The 26167-nt window shown below is 74.9% G+C and carries 19 protein-coding genes and 1 pseudogene; 12 read left to right on the top strand and 8 right to left on the bottom strand.

The window, feature by feature from the left end; all coding sequences use genetic code 11:
* Positions 1 to 36 precede the first annotated feature (36 nt).
* Entirely contained in the window at positions 37 to 486 is a 450-nt protein-coding gene (locus tag GQ466_RS28905) for a winged helix-turn-helix transcriptional regulator (protein WP_161106237.1), read from the bottom strand.
* 69 nt (positions 487 to 555) lie between these two features.
* On the opposite strand from GQ466_RS28905, the pseudogene GQ466_RS28910 reads away from it, so the two are divergent.
* Positions 556 to 1674, top strand: a pseudogene (locus tag GQ466_RS28910) (MFS transporter); the annotation flags it as partial.
* A gap of 7 nt (positions 1675 to 1681) precedes the next feature.
* On the opposite strand, the gene GQ466_RS28915 reads toward GQ466_RS28910, so the two are convergent.
* From GQ466_RS28915 to GQ466_RS28925, 3 genes are all read right to left on the bottom strand, one after another.
* Positions 1682 to 2509 carry an SAM-dependent methyltransferase gene (locus GQ466_RS28915; RefSeq protein WP_161106239.1) on the bottom strand — a complete coding sequence of 276 codons (828 nt, stop codon included), beginning with the start codon at positions 2507 to 2509 and terminating at the stop codon, positions 1682 to 1684.
* A gap of 88 nt (positions 2510 to 2597) precedes the next feature.
* Positions 2598 to 3185, bottom strand: coding sequence for a hypothetical protein (locus tag GQ466_RS28920; RefSeq protein ID WP_161106240.1), 588 nt, complete (start codon positions 3183 to 3185; stop codon positions 2598 to 2600).
* Between the two features lie 190 nt (positions 3186 to 3375).
* The gene (locus GQ466_RS28925; protein ID WP_161106241.1) at positions 3376 to 4599 is read right to left on the bottom strand and encodes an MFS transporter; all 1224 of its coding nucleotides are present in this window, start codon (positions 4597 to 4599) and stop codon (positions 3376 to 3378) included.
* A gap of 172 nt (positions 4600 to 4771) precedes the next feature.
* Here GQ466_RS28925 and GQ466_RS28930 point away from each other — a divergent pair, with 172 nt between their 5' ends.
* Both GQ466_RS28930 and GQ466_RS28935 read left to right on the top strand, forming a co-directional pair.
* Complete coding sequence (locus GQ466_RS28930; protein ID WP_161106242.1) at positions 4772 to 5773, top strand: LacI family DNA-binding transcriptional regulator; 1002 nt, start codon at positions 4772 to 4774, stop codon at positions 5771 to 5773.
* A 152-nt stretch (positions 5774 to 5925) separates the two neighbouring features.
* On the top strand, positions 5926 to 6933 hold the full coding sequence (locus GQ466_RS28935) for a magnesium transporter CorA family protein (RefSeq protein WP_161106243.1): 1008 nt from the start codon (positions 5926 to 5928) through the stop codon (positions 6931 to 6933).
* A gap of 3 nt (positions 6934 to 6936) precedes the next feature.
* On the opposite strand, the gene GQ466_RS28940 is transcribed toward GQ466_RS28935, so the two are convergent.
* Complete coding sequence (locus GQ466_RS28940) at positions 6937 to 8559, bottom strand: penicillin-binding transpeptidase domain-containing protein (protein ID WP_161106244.1); 1623 nt, start codon at positions 8557 to 8559, stop codon at positions 6937 to 6939.
* 115 nt (positions 8560 to 8674) lie between these two features.
* Between GQ466_RS28940 and GQ466_RS28945 the strand changes: the two genes are divergently transcribed.
* The 5 genes from GQ466_RS28945 to GQ466_RS28965 all read left to right on the top strand — a co-directional run bounded on the left by GQ466_RS28945 (position 8675) and on the right by GQ466_RS28965 (position 16568).
* On the top strand, positions 8675 to 9622 hold the full coding sequence (locus GQ466_RS28945; protein WP_161106245.1) for a LysR substrate-binding domain-containing protein: 948 nt from the start codon (positions 8675 to 8677) through the stop codon (positions 9620 to 9622).
* Entirely contained in the window at positions 9619 to 10503 is an 885-nt protein-coding gene (locus GQ466_RS28950; protein ID WP_161106246.1) for a serine hydrolase, read from the top strand. Before GQ466_RS28945 ends, GQ466_RS28950 begins: the two co-directional genes overlap by 4 nt.
* 93 nt (positions 10504 to 10596) lie before the next feature.
* On the top strand, positions 10597 to 13257 hold the full coding sequence (locus GQ466_RS28955; RefSeq protein ID WP_161106247.1) for an AAA family ATPase: 2661 nt from the start codon (positions 10597 to 10599) through the stop codon (positions 13255 to 13257).
* A gap of 23 nt (positions 13258 to 13280) precedes the next feature.
* Positions 13281 to 14153 carry a DUF72 domain-containing protein gene (locus GQ466_RS28960; protein ID WP_161106248.1) on the top strand — a complete coding sequence of 291 codons (873 nt, stop codon included), beginning with the start codon at positions 13281 to 13283 and terminating at the stop codon, positions 14151 to 14153.
* Between the two features lie 831 nt (positions 14154 to 14984).
* Complete coding sequence (locus tag GQ466_RS28965; protein ID WP_161106249.1) at positions 14985 to 16568, top strand: amino acid permease; 1584 nt, start codon at positions 14985 to 14987, stop codon at positions 16566 to 16568.
* On the opposite strand, the gene GQ466_RS28970 is transcribed toward GQ466_RS28965, so the two are convergent.
* Positions 16491 to 17162, bottom strand: coding sequence for a TetR family transcriptional regulator (locus tag GQ466_RS28970; protein ID WP_161106250.1), 672 nt, complete (start codon positions 17160 to 17162; stop codon positions 16491 to 16493). The genes GQ466_RS28965 and GQ466_RS28970 overlap by 78 nt on opposite strands.
* Before the next feature lie 791 nt (positions 17163 to 17953).
* Here GQ466_RS28970 and GQ466_RS28975 point away from each other — a divergent pair.
* The 4 genes from GQ466_RS28975 to GQ466_RS28990 are packed head-to-tail and all read left to right on the top strand — an operon-like array spanning position 17954 to position 24507.
* Positions 17954 to 18751 carry an urea amidolyase associated protein UAAP1 gene (locus GQ466_RS28975; protein ID WP_161106251.1) on the top strand — a complete coding sequence of 266 codons (798 nt, stop codon included), beginning with the start codon at positions 17954 to 17956 and terminating at the stop codon, positions 18749 to 18751.
* A 56-nt stretch (positions 18752 to 18807) separates the two neighbouring features.
* The gene (locus GQ466_RS28980) at positions 18808 to 19398 is read left to right on the top strand and encodes an urea amidolyase associated protein UAAP2 (RefSeq protein WP_202421275.1); all 591 of its coding nucleotides are present in this window, start codon (positions 18808 to 18810) and stop codon (positions 19396 to 19398) included.
* Entirely contained in the window at positions 19395 to 22889 is a 3495-nt protein-coding gene (locus GQ466_RS28985; RefSeq protein WP_161106253.1) for a 5-oxoprolinase/urea amidolyase family protein, read from the top strand. The genes GQ466_RS28980 and GQ466_RS28985 overlap by 4 nt, the downstream gene beginning before the upstream one ends.
* Positions 22882 to 24507, top strand: coding sequence for an allophanate hydrolase (locus GQ466_RS28990; protein ID WP_161106254.1), 1626 nt, complete (start codon positions 22882 to 22884; stop codon positions 24505 to 24507). Before GQ466_RS28985 ends, GQ466_RS28990 begins: the two co-directional genes overlap by 8 nt.
* 11 nt (positions 24508 to 24518) lie before the next feature.
* On the opposite strand, the gene GQ466_RS28995 is transcribed toward GQ466_RS28990, so the two are convergent.
* Positions 24519 to 25037: a hypothetical protein gene (locus GQ466_RS28995; RefSeq protein WP_161106255.1), complete on the bottom strand. Its 519-nt coding sequence runs from the start codon at positions 25035 to 25037 to the stop codon at positions 24519 to 24521.
* A gap of 17 nt (positions 25038 to 25054) precedes the next feature.
* On the bottom strand, positions 25055 to 26164 hold the full coding sequence (locus GQ466_RS31110) for a hypothetical protein (RefSeq protein ID WP_202421276.1): 1110 nt from the start codon (positions 26162 to 26164) through the stop codon (positions 25055 to 25057).
* Positions 26165 to 26167 lie beyond the last annotated feature (3 nt).

The raw sequence follows: 26167 nt of genomic DNA on the forward strand, positions 1-26167 counted from the left end.
TGCGCGGGAGGGCATGGCGGTGCCCTCCCCGCACGGTCATCCCGCCGGTTTCCGAACGACCGTGTCGGCGGGCGCGACGGGGCGTCCGTCGCCGGCACGGACCTCCAGCGGGCGCAGCGGACGCCCGTCCCGGCGGTCCACGAGCCGTGAGCGCTCCTCGCCGGGCGCGAAGAAGTGCCCCTCGCCCCACTGCCGCAGCGCGACGATGACGGGGAACAGCGCCTCGCCCTTCTCCGTCAGGACGTACTCGCGGTGCGCGCCGCCGTCGCGGGCCGGGACGGACGCGAGCACGCCGCCGTCCACCAGCGCCCGCAGCCGCGCCGCGAGGATGTTCTTCGCGACGCCGAGGCTGCGCTGGAACTCGCCGAACCGTCGGCTGCCGTCGAACGCGTCGCGCACGATCAGCAGGGACCACCAGTCGCCGATGGCGTCCACCGAGCGCGCGACCGGGCACTCGTTGTCGTCCAGCCTCGTCCGCCGCACCATGCCGCCTCCTTGGTTGCAACATGCTACCTTGCCTTTTCGGTAGCAAGTTGCAACCGTTTGGAGGTGCCCATGGGGCCGCGCGTCGTCGCGCTCCTCGCCGTCGCGTGCGGCTCGGCCGTCGCGAACGTCTACTTCGCCCAGCCGCTCCTGCCCGCGCTCGGCCGCGACCTCGGCATCGGGTCCGGCGCGCTCGGCGCGGTCGTCACCGTCACCCAGGTCGGGTACGGGCTCGGGCTGTTCCTGCTCGTCCCGCTCGGCGACGTCGCGGACCGGCGGCGGCTCGTCGTCGGGCAGACGCTCGCGCTCGCGGCGGCCCTCGCGGTCGTCGGCGTCGCGCCGTCCGCGGCGGTGCTGCTGGCGGGCGTCGCCGCCGTGGGGCTGCTCGCGGTCGTCGCGCAGACGCTCGTGGCGTTCGCCGCCGCGCTGGCGGTCCCTTCTCGACGCGGACGCGTCGTCGGGCTCGTCACCGGCGGCATCGTCACCGGGATCCTGCTCGCCCGCGCGGTCGCGGGCGCGCTGGCCGACCTCGCGGGCTGGCGGGCCGTGTACCTGGCGTCGGCGGCCGTCACGGGTGTTCTCGCCCTCGCTCTGCACCGCGCCCTGCCGTCTCGGGACTTTGCGCCGTCTCCCGGGTACGGGCGGCTGCTGCGATCGACCGTGGCGTTGTTCGCGCGCGAGCCCGTGCTGCGATTGCGGGGCGTCCTCGCGCTGCTGGTCTTCGCCGCGTTCAGCACGCTGTGGAGCTGCGTCGCGCTGCCGCTGAGCGCGCGCGGCCTCTCCCCGGCCGCGATCGGCGCGTTCGGGCTCGCGGGCGCGGCGGGCGCGCTCGCCGCGCCGCTGGCCGGACGGCTCGGCGACCGCGGCCGGGCGGCGTGGACGACCTCGGCGGGGCTCGTGCTGCTCACCGTGTCCTGGCTGCCGCTGGCGTTCACCGGGGCGTCGCTGTGGGCGCTGGCGGTGGGCGTCGTCGTGCTCGACTTCGCGGTGCAGGCCGTCCACGTCACGAGCCAGAGCGTCATCTATGCGGCCCGGCCGGACGCGGGGTCGCGCGTCATCGGCGGGTACATGGTCTTCTACTCGGCGGGCAGCGCGTCAGGCGCGCTCGCCGCGACCGCGCTGTACGCGGCGGCGGGCTGGGGCGCCGTGTGCGCGCTCGGCGCCGGGTTCAGCGCGGCGGCGCTCGCCGTGTGGGCGGCTACGGCTTGCGCGCCACGCCGACCCAGTACGGCACGTCCGGCTGGTGCGGCGCGGCGGACGCCCCCGGACGCCAGTGCGGCGGCGACACGACCCCCGGCTCCACCAGCTCCAGGCCGAGCCGGGTGAAGAACAGCTCGGTGAACGCGTCGCGTCCGCGCGGGCGCAGCGGGGTCACGACCGTCCGGTTCCACGCCTCCATCGCCGCCGTGACGGCCGGGCCGCCGATCTCGTCGGTCGCGTGCGTGATCGCCAGGTGGCTGCCCGGCGGCAGGCGGTCCATGAGGCGGCCGACGATGCTGACGGCGTCCTCGTCGTCGCCGATGAAGTGCAGCACGCTGATGAGCAGGACCGCGACGGGCGCGTCGAGGTCCAGGGACCGTCCGGCCAGCGACAGGACGCGCCCGGGCTCGCGCAGGTCGCCGTCGAGGTAGGCGCAGGAGCCGGGCGCCGTCGAGGTGAGCAGCGCGCGGGCGTGCGCGAGGACGGCCGGGTCGTTGTCCACGTACACGACCCGCGACTCCGGCGCGATGCCCTGCGCGACCTCGTGGACGTTCGGGGCCGTCGGCATCCCCGTCCCGATGTCGAGGAACTGCCGGATCCCGGCGTCGCGGGCGAGGTGGGCGACGGCGCGGTGCATGAACGCGCGTCCGGCGCGGGCCATCGCGACGACGTGCGGGAACGTCCGCTCCACCTGGTCGCCCAGCTCGCGGTCGACCTTGTAGTTGTCCTTGCCGCCGAGCCAGTGGTCCCAGACGCGGGCGGAATGGGGCCGCGTCGTGTCGATGCGGTCCGCCGCCGTCGCGGGCGGCGGGGGCTCGGGCGCCATGCGGGGGTCCTGTCTGCGGTCACCGGGCGGAACTCACGCCGATCATAAGTCGCCGCCCACCCCTCCACGTCCCCCGCCCGTGCCGTTCTCAGCGCCCGTGCGCGCGACGGCGGTAGTAGGCGTAGGTCACCGCCGCGAGCAGCGGGCCCCACAGGATCAGCGGCACGTAGCAGGCGAGCGCGAGGACGCCGCGCCAGTCGTGGACGTTCAGCGGGCTCGTTCCCCCGTCCGCGCCGCGCGGCGCCCGGCCGAACGCCAGGCCCGCCAGCAGGGCCGTCCACAGGACGGTCAGTGCGGCGGACCCGACCGCGCCCGGGACCACGGCGAGGCCGGTCGGCACGCGGCGGCCCCGCCAGAACGGCACCCAGCGCGGGAAGACCTCGCCCCACGCCGCGACGAGCCCGACCGCCGTGAACGCGAGAAGCTCCGACACGACCGACAGCCCGAGGACGTACAGCTCCAGCGGAACCGGGCCCGGGCCGTCCCAGCCGTCCATCCCGTCGGCGACCGGCAGATGGAGGACGCAGACGGCGACCCGCCACGCGCTCGACGGCAGCACCACGAGCGGCACCGCGAACGCGGCGACGCGCGCCCACCGCGGCACGCCGGCCACGGGCCGATGCGCGACGACCCAGGCCGAGCGCACCCGGCCGCGAGACTCAGTGACAACGCTCATGCGTCCGAGAATCACCGACCACGCCGCCCCGGTCCTCGCCCGCCAGACCGAACCACCTCCCCCACACGGGCCAAACACCGCGCACCGAACGCCGCGGGCCTGACGGCGCGGGCGGACGGCGCGGGCGGACAGCGCGGGCGGACAGCGCGGGCGGACAGCGCGGGCGGACAGCGCGGGCGGGCGGTGGGGGTCAGGTGTCGTGGTGGGCGGCTACGGCCAGTGGGGGGCGTGCGCCGGTGGGGGGTGGGACGGGGCGGAGGAGGCGTGCGGCGGTCAGGACGGTCAGCAGGGCCAGTGCGCCGCCCGCCGCCGCGCCCGCGAACGCGCCGGGCACGCCCGCGAGGTCCTGGCCGAAGCCGGCGGCGAACGAGCCGAGCGAACTGCCCGCGCCGACGGCGGCGACGATCCACGCGAACGCCTCGGTGACCGTCCCGGCCGGGGCGAGGCGGTCCACCAGCGAGAAGCAGCAGGCCAGGGACGGCGCGAGGAACACGCCGCTGCCGAACGCGAGCACCAGCATCACCGGCAGCGGCGGCGCCCACGCGAGCGGGAGGTAGCCGGCCGCGAGCGCCGCGAGCAGCCACGGCAGCCGCGCCGCCGGGTCCCGGGTGAACGACAGCGCGCCGTAGACCAGGCCGCCGGTCAGCGCGCCCGCCGCCATCGCGGCGAGGAGCAGGCCGGACGCCTCCGCCCGTCCGGCGCGCTCGGCGTAGGCGACGACCGCGACCGCGTACACGCCGAGCGCGACGCCCGCGAACGCCAGCGCGAGCAGCAGCCGCCGCAGGCCCGGCGAGCGCAGCGGCCCGGCCCAGTCCGCCGCGCGGTCCGCGCCGCGCCAGCGCCGCGACGGCCGCGAGCCCGCGACGACGAGCGTCCCGGCGACGCCGAGCACGCCGGTCAGCAGCAGCGCGGCGGACGTCGACCACGCGGCGGCGGCCACGACGAGCAGCGGCCCGACGGTGAACAGCACCTCCTGCGCGGCGGCGTCCAGCGCGTAGGCGACCTGCACCTGGCCGGGGTCGCGCAGCACGTCCGGCCACAGCGCGCGCAGGCCCGCCTCCAGCGGCGGCGTCGCGAACCCGGCGACGACCACGGCGGCCGTCGCGACGGGCAGCGGACGCGCGCCGACGCCCGCGAGCACCGCGTACCCGGCGGCGGCCACCAGCGCCGCCGGGATCAGCACCCGCGCCTGCCCGTGCCGGTCCATCGCGCGGCCGAGCACCGGCTGGCCCGCCGCCATCGCGAGGCCGGAGACGGCGGCGAGCGTCCCGGCGAGCGGGTAGCCGCCGTGGCCCGCGCGGACGTGCAGGACGATCGCGAGCACCGCCATCCCGTTGGGCAGCCGGCCGAGTAGCGTGCCGCCGATCAGCCGCGCGGCGTAGGGCGTGCGCAGGAAGTGGACGTAGGCGAGCATCCGGCCCCCGAGGCGGCGTAGTTACCGGCGAGTCATACGTATTACTTGATGCGCCCTACCAAACCACCGCGAAGGCGTGTACAGCCATGTAATTCTGCACAGACTCCAGAACTGACACCTGTGTCAAGGCCGTAACCTGGACGTCGTCGGCACGTCGTCGAGGGAGGCCCCGTTGCACGCCACCGGCGGCCCCGCCGCGCGTCCGACGAGCCGGGACGTCGCGCGGGCGGCCGGGGTCTCGCAGTCCACGGTGTCGCTCGTCCTCGGCGGGAAGTGGACCGGCCGCGTCTCCCCCGCCACCGCCGCCGTCGTGCAGGACGCCGCGGGCCGCCTCGGCTACCGGCCGAACCGCGCGGCGCGCAGCCTGCGGCTCGGCACGGCCCGGACGGTCCTGTTCCTCGTGCCGTCGATCGTCCCGTTCTTCGGCGCCGTCTACGACGGTGCGGCGCGGGTCGCCGCGCGGCACGGGTTCGGGGTCGTCCTGTACCCGTGGCCGGACGGCGCCGGGCCCGCCGGAAGCCCGTTCGCCGCGTCCGAGGAGGCGATCGACGGGGTCCTCGTGTCGTCGGTCGGGCCGGACGTCCCCGCGGGGTTCGGCGGCCTCCCGCTCGTCCTGCTCGACAGCGACCCCGCCGGGCCCGTCCCGACCGTGGCGTTCGCCGTCGAGGACGGGATGCGCGCGGTCGTCGCCCATCTCGCGGCGCTCGGCCACCGCCGCTTCGGGCACGTCGCGGCGGCGCTGGACCAGTGGACGTTCCACGCGCGCGGCGCCGCCCTCGCCGCCGCCGTGGACGCGCTGCCGGGCGGCTCGTGGACGCGCGCCGCCGCCGCGCTGGACGTCGCGGCGGCCCGGGACGCGGCGGGCGCGCTGCTGGACGGCCCGTCCCGCCCCACCGCGCTGGTCTGCGACGACGACGTGATGGCCGCCGGCGCCTACAAGGCGGCCCGGCTGCGCGGCCTCGCGGTCCCCGGCGACGTGTCGGTCACCGGATTCGACGACGAGCAGCTCGCCACCGCGCTGGAGCCGGAGCTGACGACCGTCCGGCTGCCCGCCGGGGACCTCGGCGCGCGCGGCATGACGGCGCTGCTCGACCTGCTCGACGGGCGGCGCCCCGCGTCCGTCGCGCTGCCCGGCGCGCTGGTCGTGCGGGCGTCCACCGCCCCGCCGCGCTAGCAAACCGGTGCCCCCGGCGGCGGGGCGCTTGTCAGCGTCCTGGAGAAGGCCGGGTTCCGGCTCGCCGAGGACGACGGCGCGGTGCTCACCTACCGCGCCGAGCCGGGCTGACCGGGACGGTGGAAGCGGCGCATCCGGGTATAAGGGACGCCATGACCTCCGACCCGTCCCAGGTCCGCACGCGTCAGTGGCGCGGCGGGAAGACCACGGCGGACGACTTCCCGCTCACCGAACTGCGCGACCGCGTCGCCCCCGACGACGCCGCCGTCTGGGTGGACCTGCGCGCCCCGTCCCACGACGACCTGCGGCTCGTCGCCGACGTGCTCGGCCTCGACCACGTCGCGCTGGAGGACGCCGTCACCCGCCGGGAGCGCACCAAGCTCGACCGCTACGACGGCTACATCTTCCTCAACCTCTACGCCGCGTCCGCGACGAAGGGGCGGCTCGCGCTGCACGAGGTGTCGGCGTTCGTCTGCGACCGGGCGCTCGTCACCGTCCGCGACGACGACGCGTTCGACATGGACGGGCTCGTCCGGCGCTGGGACGACGACCTCGGGATGTGGAGCCGGGGCGTGGCCGACGAGGCGGAGAACGTCCGGTCCCTGCTGCTGTACGGGCTGCTCGACCAGGTCGTGGACGGCCAGCTCGACGCCGTCCAGGCCCTGGACGACGAGACCGACGCCGTGGAGGAGCTGGTCTTCGACGACGCGCCGCAGGGCCGCGAGATCCAGCACCGCAGCTTCCGGCTCCGCAAGAACCTCGCCGCGCTGCGCCGCGTCGCGCTGCCGATGCGGGAGATCCTGAGCACGCTGCTGCGCCGCGACACCGAACTCGTCCCGAACACGATGCGGCCGTACTACCAGGACGTCTACGACCACGCGCTGCACGTCGGCGAGTGGACCGACGGGCTGCGCGACCTCGTCGCCGACCTGCTCGAAACCCGCATCGCGCTCCAGGACAACCGGCTCAACGAGGTGATGAAGAAGGTCACGAGCTGGGCCGCGATCATCGCCGTCCCGACCGCCGTGACCGGGTTCTTCGGGCAGAACCTAGCCTTCCCCGGCCGGGACGCGACGTCCGGTTTCGTGGTCAGCTCCGTCGTGCTGGTGCTGCTCGGCGTCGGGCTCTACGGCGTGTTCAAGCGGAACGACTGGCTCTGAGCCTCACGACGCCGCGCGCAGGAACGCCGCCGCGACGGGCGCCGCCGCCTCGGCCCCGGTGCCGCCGCCCTCGATCACCACGGCGAACGCCAGGTCGCCCCGGTAGCCGATGAACCAGGCGTGCGTGGGCGGGTTCGTCCCGGAGCCGAACTCGGCGGTGCCGGTCTTGCCCGCCGTCCCGGACGGGAAGTCCACCCCGCGCGCCGTTCCCTCGCTGACGACGGCGGGCATCAGCGTGTGCAGGGCGCGCTTGACGGCGGGGTCGAGGGCATGGGGCGGCTCGGGCTTGCGTCCGCCCGCGTCCACGGCCTGCGAGACGAGGCCCGGCGCCACGATGCGCGGCGACCGCCAGGTGCCCGCCGCCGCGGCGCCCGCGACGGCCGCCATGTTGAGCGGGCTCGTCAGCACCTCGCCCTGCCCGAACGCGGCGGCGGCGAGGCCGGTCGCGTCGGCGGTGGCGGGGAACGCGGCGCGGACGGCGGGCAGCCCGCCGATGATCGGCGCGTTGAACCCGAACTGCGCGGCGACCTGCGCCAGCCGCTTCTCACCGAGCCGGTCCACGGCGAGCTTGGCGAACGTCGTGTTGCAGGAGTGCGCGAACGCCTCCCGGAGCGGGACGGTCCCGAACTTCTCGTACTCGCTGTTCTTGAACGTCCGGCCGCCGATGGACACCGTCGCCGGGCACGCGACCGGCGTGCCCGCGCCCATCCCGCCCGCGACCAGCGCCGCCGCCGTGACGACCTTGAACGTCGAGCCGGGCGGGTAGCGGCCCATCAGCGCCCGGTTGTAGCCGCCGGGCTTGTTGGCGACCGCCAGGATCTCCCCGGTGGACGGGCGGAGCGCGACGAGCGAGGCGGGCTTGTCCACGTCGGCGAGCGCGGCGGACGCGGCCCGCTGCGCCTTCGCGTCGATCGTGGTCGTGAGCGGCGTGCCGTCCTTGCCGCCGAAGCGCTGGAGGGTCTTCACTACGGCGCCGGAACCGTCGACGATCTGGACGGCCAGCGCGGGCGTCCCGGCGAGCCGCCGCTCGTACTGGCGCTGGAGGCCGTCGGTGCCGACCAGGTCGCCCTTCTTGTAGGGGGCGCCGATCTTGCGGGCGTCGTCGGCCGTGGCGGGCGCGGTCGTCCCGGCGAGCTGGCCCGCCGAGCCCGGGCCGCTCAGCGTCGTGCCGTCGGCAGCGTGGACGGCCGCCCGCGACGGCCACGCGCGCGAGGTCTTCAGCCGCTGGCCGTCCTTGAGGCCGGGGTAGAGGATCTCCGGCGTCCAGGCCACGCGCCACTTGCCACCGGACTTGGTGAACGGCAGGACGCCCGTGTACGACCACGTCCGGTTCCCGGCGAGCGTGAAGGTGGCCTCGAAGGACACGGTTCTGTCGCCCGTGGACGCGACGGTGTAGACCTGCCGTGACGCCGCCATGTCGTCGTGCGCCGCGCCCAGCCGCCGCGCGAGGTCGGGCGGGGCGCCCTCGGTCAGCGCCGCCACGGCCGGGAAGTCGCCGCGCGTCCACGCGGCGAGGTAGCGGCGGGCGGTGTCGCCCGGGCCGTCGTCCTTGCGCAGGAGCCAGAACGCTCCCCCGCCCGCCAGCACCACCGCAATCGCCGCGATCACGAGCCAGGCCCGCCGCATCCCGTCCCCCGTCCGTCTGTGGATCCCCCGGCGGACAGGACACCAGGTCGGCGGCGATTTGTCCAAGATTCATATGGTTCTCGGTTGTATACCGGATTTGATATCGTCGCTGGCCGTGAACCTCGTCGGCCATCTGCGGTGCTTCGTCGCGGTCGCCGAGGAACTGCACTTCGGCCGGGCCGCCGAACGGCTCGGCATGGCCCAGCCGCCGCTCAGCCAGCGGATCCGGCGGCTGGAGAGCGAACTCGGCGTCACGCTGTTCGACCGGTCCAGCCGCCGCGTCGTCCCGACCCCCGCCGGACGGCTCCTGCTGGACGACGCCCGCGAACTCCTCGCCCTCGCCGACCGCGTCCACACGCTCGGCGACCGCGTCCGGCAGAGCGCGGACGGCGCGCTGCGCGCCGGGATCCCCGCCGGGCTCGGCGGCGGCGTCGTCGCCGCGCTCATCGCCGCGTTCCGCGCCCGGCGGCCCGCCGTCCGGCTGGACCTGCGCGAGACCCCGACCGCCCAGCAGGCCGCCGCGCTCGCCGACGGCACCCTGGACGCCGGCGTGCTGCGCCACCCCTGCGACACGCGCGGCCTCGCGCTCGGCCCGATGCTCGGCCAGCGGATCGGCGCGCTGCTGCCCGCCGCCGACGCCCCCGCCGAACCCCGGCTCGGCGACCTCGCGGGGCGCGACCTCGTCCTGTTCCCCCGCGACGAGGCGCCCGGCAGCCACGACGAATGGCTCGCCGCGTGCCGCCGCGACGGCTACGACCCGCCCGCCGTCCACACCGCGCGGCGCGCCGAGTTCGCGCTCGGGCTCGTCCTGTCCGGGACGGCCGTCGCGCTCGTCCCCGAACCGGCCGCCGTCCCGCCCGGCACCGCGTGGCGGGCGCTCGCCGGGGACCCGATCGTCTGGCGGACGTCCTGCGCCTGGCGCGCCGACGGCGCGGACCCGGCCGTCGCCGACTTCGCCGCCGTCGCCACCGCCGTGCTGCGCGCCGAGGCCGGCATGACCCCGCTCGGCGCCGGCCCGCTCCGCCGCGTCGAGTTCCGCCCGTCCTCGGGGTTCCTCGCGTGAAGGCCGTCGAGGACGCGTTCCGCGCCGCCGGGGTCACCGGCTGGCTGCACGCCGAGGACGTCGACACCGGCCGCCGCGTCGGGGTCCGCGCCGACGAGCCCGTCGTGCTCGCGTCGGTGTTCAAGGTGCCGCTGCTCGTCGCGTTCTTCCGGCGGGCCGCCGCGGGGCTGCTCGACCCGGCCGAACGCGTCACGCTGCGGCCCGGGGACCGCGCGGAGGGGCCGACCGGGACGTCGATCCTGCTGGACGACGTCACGCTCTCCCTGCGCGACCTGGCCGCCCTCATGATCACCGTCAGCGACAACGCGGCGGCCGACGTCCTCTACGACCGGGTCGGCGGCGCGGACGCCGTCAACGCCGACCTGGCCGCGCTCGGCCTCACCGCCACCCGGATCACCGGCAACGGCCGCGAGCTGTTCGCCGGGATGCTCGCCGACGCGGGCGCCGCCGACTTCGGCGAGCTGTGGGCCCGGCTGGACGAGCCCGGGCTGCCCGAGCGGATCCGGGCCCTGAACCCCGTCCTGACGTCCCGGTCCACGCCGCGCGAGATGGCCGCGCTGCTCGGGCTCGTCTGGCGCGACGAGGCCGCCCCGCCCGCCGCGTGCGCGCAGATGCGGCGGATGTTCGGCCTCCAGGTCTGGCCGCACCGGCTGTCGGCGGGCTTCCCGTTCGACGACGTCCGGGTCGGCGGGAAGACCGGCACCCTGCCGACGATCCGCAACGAGATCGGCGTCGTCGAGTATCCCGACGGCGGCCGATACGCCGTCGCGGTGTTCACCCGCGCCGCCCGTCCCGTGGCCGCGCTGCCGCAGGCCGACGCGGTGATCGGCGCCGCCGCGCGGCTCGCCGTCGAGGCCCTGCGGCGGCCCCGCCGGACGTGATCGTCACGACGGGTTGTGAGTTCGGGCGCGCGGAGCAGCCGCCGACGCTCGTAGGCTGTTACCACGGCTTTGTTGAATCTTGGGGAGATTGCGTTGCGGCTGCCGGAGCATCTGGAGCTACTGCTCACCGACGAGCCGGTCCTCGACGTCTACGCCTACGGACCCTGGCGTGTGCCGGACGGCCTGTTCGAGCAGGTCAGCGCCCGGATCGACGCGCTGGCCGCCGATCCGCGCGCCGCCGGGCTCACCACCGACGAGCACAAGCTGCTGACCCTGCCCGCGCCGCTCGTCCTGGCCGAGACCTTCGGGATCCTCGCCTACCTGCCGGGCGGCGGCGCGATCAAGGCGGGCTCGTGGTCGCAGCTCCCCGAGCGGCTGCTCGGGCGCCATCTGGTCAACCCGGCGCAGCTCAACACCCGCATGACCCGCTGGGACGCGCCCGGCGGCCGGTGGCGCCCCCCGGTGGACTGGCTGATTGAGGTCGCCGACCGCGAGCTGGCCATCGAGCTGGCCCGGGACGCGCTCGTCGCGCTGGAGGGCATCGCGCCGCTGGACGAGCGCCGGGGCGCCCTGCTGCGCCTCTACGCCGACCCGCCGGACTGCGACGTCAACCTCCCGAAGCTGGAGCTGCGCGAGCACTGGAGCGCCCGCGCCGACGACGAGACGATCGCGCTGCTGCCCGAACTGCTCGGGCCCGTCGGCTATCTGGAGTGGGTCGTCCAGGGGCTGCTGGCCGCGTTCGAGCACCTGAACGCCGCCGCGCCCGTCGAGGAGAGCGTCACCACGCACCTGGCCCGGCTGCTGCTGCAGGGCAGCATGGAGCACGTCCCCGCCGAGATGGTCGTCGCGCTCGGCGAGGACCGCTACGGCGCGCTGCGCGAGCGGTTCGCCGCCGAGCGGCGCGGGTTCAAGGCCGCCCGCTGGCAGGAGCACACGCAGGCGTGGCTCGCCCGCGCGCTGGTCGAGGGCGCGGCGGACGCCTGCCGGGCCTGGCTGGACATGGCGATGCGGTTCGTCGCGACCGTCCAGGGCCTGCCCGGCGACCCGTGGTTCCCGCGCACCGAGTGGATCCCCGTCCGGCAGTTCCAGACCGACCTGCGGCGGATCTTCGGGCCGCGCCGCCGCGTGGTGAACGCGCTCGGCGACACGCTCCGGCAGGTCCCCCGGACGGCGCCCGCCACGCCGGACGGCGCGTCCGGCGAGCCGCAGGCCCCGCCGATCGGGGCGCGGCTGGTCGAGCAGCCCGAGATCGTCGCGGCGCTGCGCGAGACCGTCGCGGCCGGGGGGACCGTCCGGCTGCTGCTCGCCGGACCCGACAGCACCGGCAAGCGCGACGCCGCGCAGGAGCTCGGCCGCGTCCTGTCCCTCGGCCGGGACCCGCTCTGGCTCACCGGGAACCTGTTCGTCGGGCAGCGGCTGTCGGACGCCGTCGCGCGCCTGCACGCCGACGCCCGCGACTCGGTCGGCGACCGGCTGATGATCATCGACGGGCTGGACGCGGTGATCACCGACCCGGGCAACGGCGAGGTGTTCGCGGCCGAGCTGAACCGCGTCCTCGCGATCCATCCCGATCTGCACATCGTCGCACTGTGCGGCGCGGCCGGGGACGAGCGCATCCGCGAGGTCGACCCGGCGCTGCCGCAGCAGTTCCGGATCGCGCACTCGCGCCCGTTCACCGCCGAGGGGCACGCCGAACTGTTCCGGCGGGCCGTCGAGGCGGCCGGCGGGCGCGTCACCCGGCAGGCCGCCGGCGCCGCCGGGGAACTGCTCGCGCTGACGCCGCCCGTCCAGACGCTCCGCAACGCGCGCCTCGCCCGGCACCTCGCCGACCAGGTCATGCCGCGCGTCCTCGCCCGCGACGGGGAACCGGTCGTCCGCAAGCAGGACCTGCCGCTCACCCTCGACACCGGGCAGACGCTCGGCAACCCGCTCGCCGACCTCACCGCGCTCACCGGGCTGGACACCGTCAAGAAGGAGATCGCGCTGCTCGTCGCGGGCACGCAGGCCGCGCGGCTGCGGCGCGAGGCGGGGCTGAAGGTCGCGCCGCCGACGCGGCACATGGTCTTCACCGGCAACCCCGGCACCGGCAAGACGATGGTGGCGCGGCTGCTCGGGCGGATCTACAAGCGGCTCGGCGTCCTGTCGTCCGGGCACCTGGTGGAGGCGTCGCGGGCGCACCTCGTCGGCGAGTACATCGGGCAGACCGCGCCGCGCACCCGGCGGCTCGTGGAGCGCGCGCTCGGCGGCGTCCTGTTCATCGACGAGGCGTACACGCTGAGCCAGTCCGCTTTGAAGGGCGACTACGGCTACGAGGCGATCGCCGAACTCGTGAAGCTGATGGAGGACCACCGCGAGGACCTGGTGGTCGTCGTCGCCGGCTACGAGCGGGAGATGAAGGAGTTCCTGGCGGCCAACCCCGGCCTGGACTCGCGGTTCCCCAAGCAGATCCACTTCGACGACTACACCGACGCCGAACTGATCCAGGTGTTCGAGTACCTGGCGGGCGACAGCGGGTTCGCGCTCGCCGACGGCACCCGCGACCGCCTCGGCCGGATGCTGCGCGCCACGCCGCGCGGATCGTCGTTCGGCAACGGCCGGCTGATGCGGAACCTGCTGGACGTGGCCATCGCCCGGCAGTCGGAGCGGATCGCGTCGCACCCGTCGCCGTCGCGCCGGTCGCTGGTCACGCTGCTCCCGGAGGACCTGCCGCCCGTCCTGGACAAGCCCGAAGAACTGCTGGGGCATTACCTCTAGCCCGCCGGGTAAGCCGGGCGGACATGGGCGACATCCTGGTCGGCACGGCCTCCTGGACCCACCGGACGCTGATCGCGTCGGGCTGGTACCCGGCCGAGGCCCGCACCCCCGAGTCCCGCCTGCGCCACTACGCCACGCAGTTCCCCCTCGTCGAGGTGGACGCGAGTTACTACGCGCTGCCGTCGGAGCAGACCGTGCGCGCGTGGCGCGACCGGACGCCGGACGGCTTCACGTTCAACGTCAAGGCGTTCGCGCTGCTGACCGGGCATCCGACACGTCCGTCGTCCCTACCGCGCGACCTCCGCGCCGCCGTACCGGACCGTCGCCTCTACCCGAAGGACGTCCCCGACGAGATCCTGGACGAACTCTGGCACCGCTTCCTCACCACACTGGCCGTTCTCGACGACGCGAACCGCCTGGGAGCCGTCCTGTTCCAGTTCCCACCCTGGTTCACCGCGACCGCGAAGTCCCGCGCCCGCATCCTGGAGATCCAGAAACGCTGCGCGCCGCTGAGGATCTGCGTCGAGTTCCGCCACCAAAGCTGGATGGCACCAGAACACGAGCACGAAACCCTGGAGTTCCTAACCGCCCACGACCTCCCCTACGTAGTCGTGGACATGCCCCAGGGCCACACCTCGTCCGTCCCACCCCGAACCGCAGCAACATCAGACCTGGCCGTAGTCCGCTTCCACGGCCACAGCAAAGACTGGACGAGCGGCGACCTGGACCGCCGCTTCACCTACTTCTACGAAGACGACGAACTAAGAACCTGGGCCACCCGCATCCGCACCCTGGCCGAACAAGCCACCACCCACGTGATCTTCAACAACTGCTGCGCCGACCACGCCCAACGCAACGCAGCCCGCCTGAAAACCCTCCTAACCCAACCCACCTAACCCCCACAGCAAACACCCGACCCACCACCCAGCCCACACCAGAACACAGCACAACGCGCCCCGGCTCCACTCCGGGAAACCCAACCCGACCCAGCCAGCACAGGCCAACGTGGCCCCGGCGCACCCCAGCGCGACACGGCACGACATCCCCCAGCACGGCATCCCCTCGGCGCAGCACGGCACGGCACGGCCAGGCACGGCACGGCCAGGCGCGGCACGGCCAGGCGCGGCACGGCCAGGCGCGGCACGGGTGGCGCGGCACGGCCAGGCGCGGCACGGGTGGCGCGGCACGGGTGGCGCGGCACGGGTGGCGCGGCACGGGTGGCGCGGCACGGGGCAGGGCGACACGGGGCAGGGCGACACGGCGCGTCCCGACGCGGCGCGAGACAGCGCGAGACAGCGCGGCACGGCACGGCACGGCGCGAGACGGCGCGGCCCGGCGCGGCCCGGCGCGGCCCGGCGCGGCGCGGCACGGCGCGGCCCGGCGCGGCACGGCGCGGCCCGGCGCGGGGCGGGGCGGCGCGAAGCGGGCGGGACGGGGCTGCGCGACCCGGCGGGGCTCGGCGCGGCTCAGCGCGGCGCGGCTCAGCGCGGCGCGGCGGGACTCGGCGGGGCTCGGCGCGGCTCGGCGCGGCTCGGCGGGGGGCGGGCCGGGCAGTCGGGGCGGGGCGGGGCGGTCCGGACGTGGGGGGAGGACGTGCGCGGGATTCGGGGGCCGCAGGGACGTGAGGGCGACGTTACGAGCGCGAAACGGACGCGACGTGGGGCGGAAACGGCCGCCGCCTATCTATCTGTCAACCGACAGAAATTAGCGGCCCCCTGGGAGGCCCCATGTCCGTCCCCACCGCGCCGTCCGCCTCGGAGCCCTCGGCCGACGCGCGCGTCCTCCAGGCGTTCGGCTACCGGCAGGAGCTCCACCGCAGCATGGGGAGGTACGCGTCGTTCGCCGCGGGCTTCTCCTTCATCTCCGTGCTGACCACGGTCTTCCAGTTCTTCGGGCTCGGCTTCGCCTTCGGCGGCCCCGCCTTCTTCTGGACGTGGCCGGTCGTCCTCGCCGGCCAGTTCCTCGTCGCACTGTGCTTCGCCGAACTGGCCGCCCGCTACCCCATCTCGGGCGCCATCTACCAGTGGTCGAGCCGGATGAGCACCGCCGCGTTCGGCTGGTTCGCCGGCTGGATCATGGTGCTGGGGCAGGTCGTGGTCATCGCGGCGGCGGCGCTCGCGCTCCAGGTCGTCCTGCCCGCGATCTGGGACGGCTTCCAGCTCGTCGGCGGCGACCCGTCGCCGGTCTCGGACACCGGGGCCGCGAACGCCGCCGTCCTCGGCCTGATCCTGCTCGCCGCGACGACGTTCGTGAACGTCCTGGACAACCGGATCATGGCCCGCGTCAACGTGGTCGGCGTGACCGCCGAGATCATCGGCGCAGTGCTCATCGTCGTCCTGCTGCTCACGCACGCCGACCACGCGCCGTCCGCGACGTTCCATGTCGGCGCGGGCCGGGGCGGGGCGTTCGGGGCGCTGCTCGTCGCGTCGTTCGCCGCCGCGTACGTCCTCATCGGCTTCGACAGCGCGGGCGAGATGAGCGAGGAGACGCGGCGGCCCCGCGCCGTCGCGCCGCGCACGATCCTCACCGCGCTCGGCGCCGCCGGGCTGCTCGGCGGCCTGATCATCATCGCGGGCCTGCTGGCCGCGCCGAGCCTCACCGACGGACGGCTCGCGACCGACGGTCTGTCCTACGTCCTGACGAGCCGGCTCGGCGACTGGGTCGGCAAGGTGCTGCTGGCGGACGTCGTCGTCGCGATCTGCGTCGCGACCCTCGCGATCCAGACCGCCGCGACCCGGATGCTGTTCTCGATGGCGCGCGACGGGATGGTGCCGTTCTCCCGCCCGCTCGCCCGGATCTCGCCGCGCACCGGGATGCCGATCGGCACGGCGCTGGTCACGGGCGTCCTCGCGGCGCTCGTCGTCATGCTCGACTTCGTGTCGCCGGACGCGTTCCTCGCGGTCGGCACCACCTGCATCGTCATGGTGTACGTCGCGTACGCGATGGTGATCGGCCCGCTGCTCTACCAGCGGCTGCGCGGCTCGTGGCGCGGCGGCGCCCCCGCCGGGACGGACGAGCAGGGCCGCCGCCTGTTCTCCCTCGGCCGCTGGGGACTGCCGGTGAACGCGCTCGCCCTCGCCTACGGCGTCGCGATGGCGGTGAACCTGGCGTGGCCGCGTCCGGCGGTCTACGCGCCCGCGAGCGGCCAGTGGTACTTCACCTGGTTCACCGCGCTGTTCCTCGGCGGCGCGATCGTGGTCGGCGCGCTCTACCGGCGGTCGTCGGCCGCGCGGTCAGGCCGCGTCGAGGAGGGCGCGGCCGAGCCGGGCCAGCCGGGCCAGGTCGCGCTCGGGGACGCCGCCAACGCGTAGCGCGGCGTTCGCCGTCGCGCCCGCCGTGCCGTCCGGGTCGAGGTCCGGGTTGTCGCGGCGGATCAGGATCACGCTCTCCACCAGCGAGAAGACGAGCCGGCTCCGGACCGTCCGCTCGTCGTCCGGCAGCACGGACGTGACGGCGGTCCGGGCCAGCAGGTCGTCGTAGGCGTCCTTCAGCTCCGCGCGCAGGCCCTGGAAGCTCGCGATGCGCTCGGCCTCCGGGAGCAGGTAGAGCGCGCCGAGGTTGTGGGTGCCCGTGCAGAGCAGCCGGGCGTCCTGGTAGCAGAGCGCCCACAGCCTCGCCTCGGGCGGCGCGGACGCGTCCCCGAGCGCCCTGGCGGTCTCCAGCGACGGCCGGACGGTGCTCTCCAGCAGGCTCGCGAGGATCTCCTCCTTGCCGCCAAAGTAGTGGTACATCGACGCCTGCCGGATGCCGGCCCGCTCGGCGATCTCGCGCGTCGAGGTCGCCGCGTACCCGCGGACGGTGAACAGCTCGCCCGCCGCCGCGAGAATCTCCTCACGCGGGCTGAGCCCGCTGCTCGGACGGGAAACGGCACGCGGCCTGCCGACAGCTCTGCGAGAGACGCTCACCGGCCGATCCTCGCACAACCCCCACCCCCTCCCGCATCCGCCCACACCCACCCCACCACCCCGCCCACCGCACCCCACGCACGCGCTTCGAGGTCGCACCCGACGGCGCACAACTCGCCGCAGCACACCGCGCGAGAGACGCACACGTCACGGCGCACGCGCCCAGACCGCGCCCGCCCGCACACGGCAACGCCCACAGCCGGTACACGCGCCTCGAGCGTGCCCGCCCGCACACTGCGGCGCGCGTGTCGCAGTGCGCGCGCCCCAAACGCACCCGCCAGCGCACGGCGACGCGCACATCGCGGCACACGCCCCTCGGACGCGCCCCGCCCGCACCAGCCCGCCGCCCCGCCTCGCGCACGTGCTTCGAGGTCGCATCTCACGCGGCGCGCAGTTCGCCGCAGCGCACCGCACGAGAGACGCACACGTCGCGGCGCACGCGCCCAGACCGCGCCCGCCTGCACACGACAACGTGCGTATCGCGGTGCGCGCGCCTCGGACGCGGCTCGTCCGCACACGGTGACGCACACGTCGCGGTGCGCCCGTCTCGGACGCGCCCCGCTCGCGTGCCGCGACGCGCAGTCGCAGTGCTTGCGGCTCGGGCGCGGCTCGCCCGCGTGCCGCGACGCGTTTGGGATCGGCCGGTGAGATGGCATGCCGGTTGTGCGTCGGGTGGGGGCGTGCTGGTGCGGTGAGATCCGTGCGCCATGGAAGAAACCGGGACGAAACAGCCCGGCAACATCATCTCCTTAATTTCTATCGAGCGACAGAAACTACGGACGGGAGACGCGATGACCACTGCGACCACCCACGGCGCGCGGGATCACGCCCGCGCTCAGGACGGCACCGAGGTCGAGGCCATGCCGCGGATCCCCGCTCCGGACGGCGCGGTCTGGGCGGAGACCGTCGCGGGCGGAAACTACACGCACAAGGTGCTCGCGCGCGGCACGGAGGTGCGGTTCACCGACCTCGAAGGGGACGCCTGCGCGCACGTCCTGCTGTACGTCGCGGACCGTCCGTTCGAGCGGCTGAACGTCGCCGACACGGTCAAGGTGCTCTGGAACGCCTATCCGGGCGCCGGTCATCTGCTGCTGTCCGACCAGGGACGGGTCCTGGCGTCCGTCCTCGCCGCCGACGTGCCCGTCGAGACGGTCTGCGGCACGTCCACGCTGGCCCGCAACACGGCCCGGTACGGCGACGGCTCGCCGCACGGCGCGTCCCCGGCGGGACGGGAGCTGCTCAAGCTGGCCGCTGCGAAGAACGGTCTTGCTCCGCGCGACCTGCCGCCGTCCATCTCCTTCTTCAAAGGCGTGCGCGTGGACCCGGACGACGGGCGCCTGACGTTCGAGAATTCGTCCCGGCCGGGCGCGAGCATCACGTTGCGCGCCGAGATGCCGCTGATCGTGCTCGTCGCGAACACCGCACATCCCGTCGACCCGCGTCCCGACTACGCCTGCACGCCGCTGGACGTCCTGGCCCGTCCGGGCACGCCGACGCGTCCCGACGACCCGCTCTGGAACTCCACCCCGGAGGCTCGCCGCGCGTTCCTCAACACCGCCGACCACCTCACCGCCCGAGGAATCGCATGACCGCCCCGAAACCTCAACAACGTGATGTCGAACGGAACTCGGAAGGTGTGGACGTGATGAGTGATGTGGTCGTGCCCGCCAGGGCGCCGTGGTCGGCGGTGATCGCGGCCGGACGGTCGCTGACGATCACCGATCTCGGCGGCAACCAGGCCGTGGACTTCCTCGTGTACGACGCGCACGACACGGCCGTCCGGTACAGCGCCCCCGACACGATCCAGGCCCAGGGCAATATCTATCTGTCGACCGAAAGCGTCCTGATGTCGAACGAGCACACGCGGCTCATGACCGTCACCGCCGACACCTGCGGAAGGCACGACACGCTCGGCGGCGCCTGCTCCAAGGAGTCCAACACGCTCCGGTACGGCCACCACACCTGGTCGCAGCACGCGTGCGTGGACAACTTCCTGGCGGAGGGCGCCAAGCACGGCCTCGGCAAGCGCGACCTCGTCAGCAACGTCAACTGGTTCATGAACGTGCCGGTCGAGGCGGACGGGACGCTCGGCATCGTCGACGGCCGCTCCGCCCCGGGCCTGAGCGTCACGCTCCGCGCCGAGACCGACGTCCTCGTGCTCGTCTCGAACTGCCCGCAGATCAACAACCCGTGCAACGGCTTCGACCCGACGCCCGTGAGGATGACGGTCCGTTGATCGAGACGCTGCTCGTCGCGAACCGGGGCGAGATCGCCGCCCGCATCATCCGCACCGCCCGGCGGCTCGGCCTGCGGACGGTCGCCGTCCACTCCGACCCGGACCGGGGCGCGCCGCACGTCCGGCTGGCCGACCGCGCCGTCCGGCTCGGCCCCGCCCCGGCCGCCGAGAGCTACCTGGACGCCGAGAAGATCCTCCAAGCCGCCCAAGCGACGGGGGCCGACGCGATCCACCCCGGCTACGGCTTCCTGTCCGAGGATTCGAGCTTCGCCCGCCGCGTCGAGGACGCCGGCCTGGTCTTCGTCGGCCCGACCCCCGAGCAGATCGACCTGTTCGGCGCCAAGCACACCGCCCGCGCCGCCGCGCACGACGCCGGCGTCCCGCTGCTCCCCGGCACCGGCCTGCTCACCGACCTGGCCGAGGCGCACCGCGAGGCCGCGCGGATCGGCTACCCCGTCATGCTCAAGGCGACCGGAGGCGGCGGCGGGATCGGAATGCGCGCCTGCCAGACCCCGGACGACCTGACCCGCGCGTGGGACGGCGTCCGCCGCGTCGCCACGGCGAACTTCGGCACGGCCGGTGCCTTCCTGGAACGCTTGGTCGTGGGCGCGCGCCACGTCGAGGTGCAGGTCTTCGGCGACGGTGAAGGGGACGTCGTCGTCTTCGGCGACCGCGACTGCTCCCTCCAGCGCCGCAACCAGAAGGTCATCGAAGAGGCCCCCGCACCGAACCTCCCCGACGCGGTGCGCGACGTCCTGGCCCGCAGCGCGGCGGCACTGTGCGCGTCCGTGCATTACCGCTCGGCAGGGACGGTCGAGTTCGTCTACGACTCGGTGCGCGAAGAGGCGTATTTCCTGGAGGTCAACACAAGACTCCAGGTCGAGCACCCGGTCACCGAGGCCGTCTACGGCGTGGACCTGGTCGAGTGGATGCTCAAACTGGCCCAGGGCGACCGGTCGCTCGTCCAGACGGGCGCGCCCGCGCCGCGCGGCCATGCCGTGGAGGCCCGCGTCTACGCCGAGAACCCGAGCCGGGGCCATCTGCCGAGCGCGGGCCTGCTCACCGAGGTCGCGTTCCCGGCGGACGCCCGCGTGGACGGCTGGGTCGAGGCCGGGACGGTCGTCACCACGGCGTACGACCCGCTGCTCGCCAAGGTGATCGTCCACGGCACGGACCGTGAGAACGCCCTGGACCGGCTCCGGCACGCCCTGGACGCCAGCCGCGTCGCCGGAATCGAGACCAACCTCGGTCTGCTGCGCGCCGCCGCCCGTCAGGCCGACTTCGTGGCGGCGCGCCACGGCACGGCGACGCTCGACACGGTCCGGGACGGCTCGCGGCGCATCGAGGTCGTCCGTCCCGGCGTGCTGACGAGCGTGCAGGACCTGCCCGGACGGCTCGGGTACTGGCAGGTGGGCGTGCCGCCCTCCGGCCCGATGGACGACCGTTCGTTCCGGCGGGGCAACCTCCTCCTCGGCAACGAACCCGGCGCCCCCGGGCTGGAGTGCACGCTGCAAGGCCCCGAGCTGCGGTTCTCCCACGCCACAACGGTCTGCGTGACCGGCGCGCCCGCCCCGGTGACCGTGGACGGAAGCGCCGTCCCGCAGAACGAGCCCGTGACCGTCCCGGCCGGAGGCGTGCTCGACGTCGGCGCCCCCACCGCCGGGATGCGCACCTACGTCCTCGTCGCGGGCGGCCTGGACGTCCCGGACTACCTCGGCAGCGCGTCCACCTTCATGCTCGGCGGCTTCGGCGGCCACGCGGGGCGCGCGCTGCGGCCCGGCGACGTCCTGCACGGCGGCACGGCCACCGAGCGCACCGGTCAGACCGAGACACCGCCGCGCATCGGCGATGCCTGGGAGATCGGCGTCGTGGAGGGCCCGCACGCGGCGCCCGAGTTCTTCACCGACGACGACGTCCGCGACTTCTACGCCGCCCGCTGGAAGGTCCACTTCAACTCGGCGCGCACCGGCGTCCGCCTGGTCGGCCCCAAGCCGCGCTGGGCCAGGCCGGACGGCGGCGAGGCTGGCCTGCACCCCTCGAACATCCACGACACGCCCTACGCGGTCGGCGCGGTCGACTTCACCGGTGACATGCCCGTCGTGCTCGGCCCGGACGGACCTTCGCTCGGCGGCTTCGTCTGCCCGGCCACGGTCGTGTCGGGCGAGCGGTGGAAGCTCGGCCAGCTCAGGCCGGGCGACACGGTGCGGTTCGTGCCCGTCCCGCCCGAGGCTGGCGCGCCCGGCGACGGCGGCGTCCTCGGCCGCCTCCCCTCGACCGCCGCGCGTCCCGAGGTCACCTACCGGCGCAGCGGCGACGACAACGTGCTGATCGAGTACGGCCCGATGGAACTCGACCTCGGCCTGCGGATGCGCGTCCACGCGCTCGCCGAGGCGGTCGCGGCGCTCGGCCTGGACGGCGTCGTGGACCTGACGCCCGGCATCCGGTCCCTCCAGATCCACGTCGACCCGGCCGAACTGCCGCAGAGCACGCTGCTGGCGACGCTGCGGGACGTCGAGGAGAGCCTGCCAGCGACCGAAGACCTGACGGTGCCGTCGCGGATCGTCCACCTCCCGCTGTCCTGGGACGACCCGGCGACGCGCGAGGCCATCGCCCGCTACACGGCCGGGGTCCGCGACGACGCGCCCTGGGCCCCGTGGAACATCGAGTTCATCCGGCGGATCAACGGCCTGGACACCGTCGCGGACGTCCACCGGACCGTGTTCGACGCCGAGTACCTCGTCCTCGGCCTCGGCGACGTCTACCTCGGCGCGCCCGTGGCGACGCCGCTCGATCCCCGGCACCGGCTCGTCACGACCAAGTACAACCCGGCCCGCACCTGGACGGCCGAGAACTCCGTCGGCATCGGCGGCGCGTATCTCTGCATCTACGGGATGGAGGGGCCGGGCGGTTACCAGCTCGTCGGGCGCACGACGCAGGTGTGGTCGGGGTGGCGCCCGGAACAGCCGTGGCGGCTGCGGTTCTTCGACCGGATCCGCTGGTATCCCGTCAGCGCGGACGAGCTGCTGGAGCTGCGCGCCGACACCGCCGCCGGACGGCTGGAGCCGCGCGTCGAGGACGGCGTGTTCTCCCTCGCCGACCACCGCCGCTTCCTCGCCGAGCACGCCGACTCGATCGCCGCGTTCCGGGCGCGGCAGGGTGCGGCGTTCGCCGCCGAGCGCGCCGCGTGGGAGGCGGCCGGGGAGTTCGCGCGCGCGGACGCGGTCGAGGAGCGTCCGCCGGCCGCCGTGGAGCTGCCGCCGGGCGCGCGGGCCGTGGCGGCGGAGTTCGCGGCGAGCGTGTGGCAGGTCGCCGTCGAGCCGGGCGACCGGGTGGACGCGGGCCAGGACCTGCTCGTCCTGGAAGCCATGAAGATGGAGGCGCCCGTCGCGGCGCCCGCCGCCGGGGTGGTCGAGCGGGTGCTCGTCCGGCCCGGCGACCAGGTGGAGGCGGGCACGGTGCTCGTCGTGCTGAAGGGGGACGGCGATGAGTGACCGGGCCGTGGAGCGCGTGCGGCGCGCGTACGCGCGGATCGCCGAGACGGACCGGCCGGAGGTCTGGATCGACCTGCGGCCCGCCGACGACGTGCGCGCCGAGGCCGCCGCGCTGGACGACGCGCTGCCGCTCGCCGGGACGGTCTTCGCCGTCAAGGGGAACATCGACGTCGCCGGGCTGCCCACCACGGCGGGCTGCCCGTCCTACGCCTATCTGCCCGACCGGGACGCGACCGCCGTCGCGCGGCTGCGGGCCGCCGGGGCGCTCGTCCTCGGCACGACGAACCTCGACCAGTTCGCGACCGGGCTCGTCGGGACGCGCAGCCCGTACGGCGCGGTGCGCAACGCCGTGGACCCCGCCTACGCGGCGGGCGGATCCAGTTCGGGTTCGGCGGTCGCCGTGGCGCTCGGCATCGCGGACTTCGCGCTCGGCACCGACACGGCCGGGTCGGGACGCGTCCCGGCCGCGTTCAACGGGATCGTCGGGCTGAAGCCGACGTACGGGCTCGTCTCCGCGGACGGGGTCGTCCCGGCGTGCCGCTCGCTGGACTGCGTCACCGTGTTCGGCCGTTCCCTGACCGAAGCCCGCCGCGCGCTGGCGTTCCTCGGGGCGCCTTCGGGGTCCCTCGCGGCGCGCCGGCCCGGCCCGTGGCGTGTCGCGGCGCCTTCACCGTCCTCGCTGGGGGACATGGACGACGGCTGGGCCGAGCAGTTCGCCGCCGCGTCGCGCGCGCTGGCCGCCGCCGGGGCCGAGCTGCTGCCCGTCGACCCGGCGCCGTTCCTGGAGGCGGCGGCGCTGCTGTACGACGGGGCGTTCGTGGCCGAGCGGTACGCGGCGGTCGGGGCGTTCGTGGAGAAGGGGTCGCCGGACCTCGATCCCGTCGTCGCGTCCATCATCGGCGCGGCGGGCGCCGTGCCCGCGCACCTGCTGTTCGCCGACCGCGAGCGGCTGGCGGAGCTGCGCGACCGGGCGCTCGCCGCCTTCGGGGACGCCGACGCGCTGCTACTCCCCACGACACCGGGCCATCCGACGCTCGCCGACGTCGCCGCCGACCCGGTCGGCGCCAACGCCCGGCTCGGCCGCTTCACCAACAGCACGAACCTGCTCGGCCTGTGCGGCGCTGCGCTGCCGTTCGGCACGGTGGACGGCCTGCCGTTCGGCGTCATGCTGCTCGGTCCCGCGCACGCCGACGACCGGATCGCCGCCGTCGCGGACCTGCTCGTCCCGGAGCCGGTCGTGCGGGTGGCGGTCGCGGGCGCGCACCTGTCCGGGCAGCCGCTGAACCACGAGCTGACGCAGCGCCGGGCCCGGCTCGTCGCGACCACGACGACCGCGTCCGCCTACCGGCTCTACGCGCTCGACACGACGCCGCCCAAACCGGGGCTCGTCCGCGTCCCGTCCGGCGGGGCGGCGATCGAGGTGGAGCTGTGGGACGTCCCGGCCGCGGGCTTCGCGACGTTCATCACCGGCATTCCCCGTCCGCTGGCGCTGGGCGAGCTCGAACTGGCCGACGGGACGTCCGTCACCGGCTTCCTCTGCGCTCCCGAAGCCCTGCCGGACGCCGTCGACATCACCCGCCACGGCGGCTGGCGCTCCTACCTCGCCGCCCGCCGGTGAGTCGTCCGGGGTCAGCTCGTCAGGGTGTTGATCCCGCTGATCTTCCAGTGGCCCTTCTGGCGGACCGCGTCGATCCCCAGCATCGTCGGCAGGGCGGAGTTCTTGCCGTCGGTCGCGCGCGCGCCGCGCTGGGTGGCGAAGACCAGGAGGCTCGCGTGGTCGTCCCGCAGCGAGGTCACCGCGCTGTCGGTCACCGTCGTCGTCAGGACCAGCTTCTCCGTCGGCCCCTGCTCGCGCACCGACTTGAACAGCGCGTCGTACTGGCCCGTCGCCTTGCCCGTCAGCGCGGACCGCGCCGCCGTGTCGGTCTTCGCGGGATCGGTGTAGCCGTAGGAGAAGATCTTCTCGACGAGCGCGCCGACCTCGCCCTTGACCTCGCTCGTCCCCGCGTTGTCGGTCAGCGCCACGTTCTTCACGGCCGCGCCGTCCCGCAGGTCCCCGGCGCGCTGGAGCGCGTAGAACGCGAACGCCGCCAGGAGGACCGCGAGGACCCCGAACAGGAGCGGAAGCCGCCCCACACGTCCCGCCATGCGCTTCTCCCCCTCGCTCACGACCCGGAGCCCCCCGTCGGCGCCTCGCCGAGGCCGCTGACCTTCCAGCCGGACGGCGTGCGCTCCAGCCGGGCCGCCAGCCGACTCTGCTTCACGCTCGGCTGACCGTCCGGCGACGTCGCGGTGATCCGCACCGCGAAGATCATGGACGCCTTGCCCGCGCGCTCGTCCAGTTCCGTCACGCCGCTCGAGAGAACCTTCGCGGACGTGATCGTCTTCGTGCTCTGGACGTCCTTCTCGAACTGCGCCGACCCCTGCACGATCTGGTCGTGCAGCTCTCCGGTGGATGAGTCCCGCCAGCTCGCGAGCCCCTGGGCGAACCGGCGGTAGTCGAAGGTGCTGAGGTTCTGGACGTCCTGCTCCCCGGCCTGGCGCACCTGCTCGCGCAGCTCGGAGAACTTCAGCCCGTCGTCGTGCGCGGCCGTGTACCACGACCAGCCGCCCCACGCCGCGAACACGAGCGCGAGGGCGACGACAGCGAGCGCGGTCCGCGCCAGCGGATCCGCCCACGTCCCGGCCGTCGACCGCCCGCTCCCGCCGCCGCTGCCGCCCGCACGAGCCGCGCGCCGCCGCGCCCGCTCGGCGGCGGCTGCCTTCGCCGTACCGGACGCGCCGTCCCGCTTTCCTCGGGTGCCCGGCCCGTCCTCGTCCGCGGACTCGCCACTGCCCTCAGCCTCGTCCTCAGCAGACTCACCGTCCGCCTCCGCGCCCGAAGACTCGCCGTCCGCCGCGGCGTCCGCGGACTTGCCGCCCGCCGCCGCACCCTCGGACTTGCCGTCCGTCGCCGCGTCCTCGGCATCGTCGTCCGCAGCCGCATCCGCCGACGCGCCGTCCGCCTCCGCGCTTTCGGGCTCAGCGTCTGTCGCCGCGCTCCCGGGCTTGCCGCCCGCCGCCTTGGGCTCGGGCTCGGCGCCCGTCGCCGCGCCCTTGGACTTGCCGTCCGTCGCCGCGTCTTCGGAACGGTCCTCAGTCGACGCGCTCGTGGCCTCGTCGTCCTCGGTCCCAGCAGGCTCCGGCTCGGGGCGCTCGGTGCCGGGGGCTTCCGCGATCGCTTCGTCGGCCGCGGAGCCGGGCTCGGGGGGCTCGTGCTCCCTCGTCTTCGCCACGCC

The organism is Actinomadura rayongensis (assembly GCF_009831215.1).
In the GTDB taxonomy this organism is placed as follows: domain Bacteria; phylum Actinomycetota; class Actinomycetes; order Streptosporangiales; family Streptosporangiaceae; genus Spirillospora; species Spirillospora rayongensis.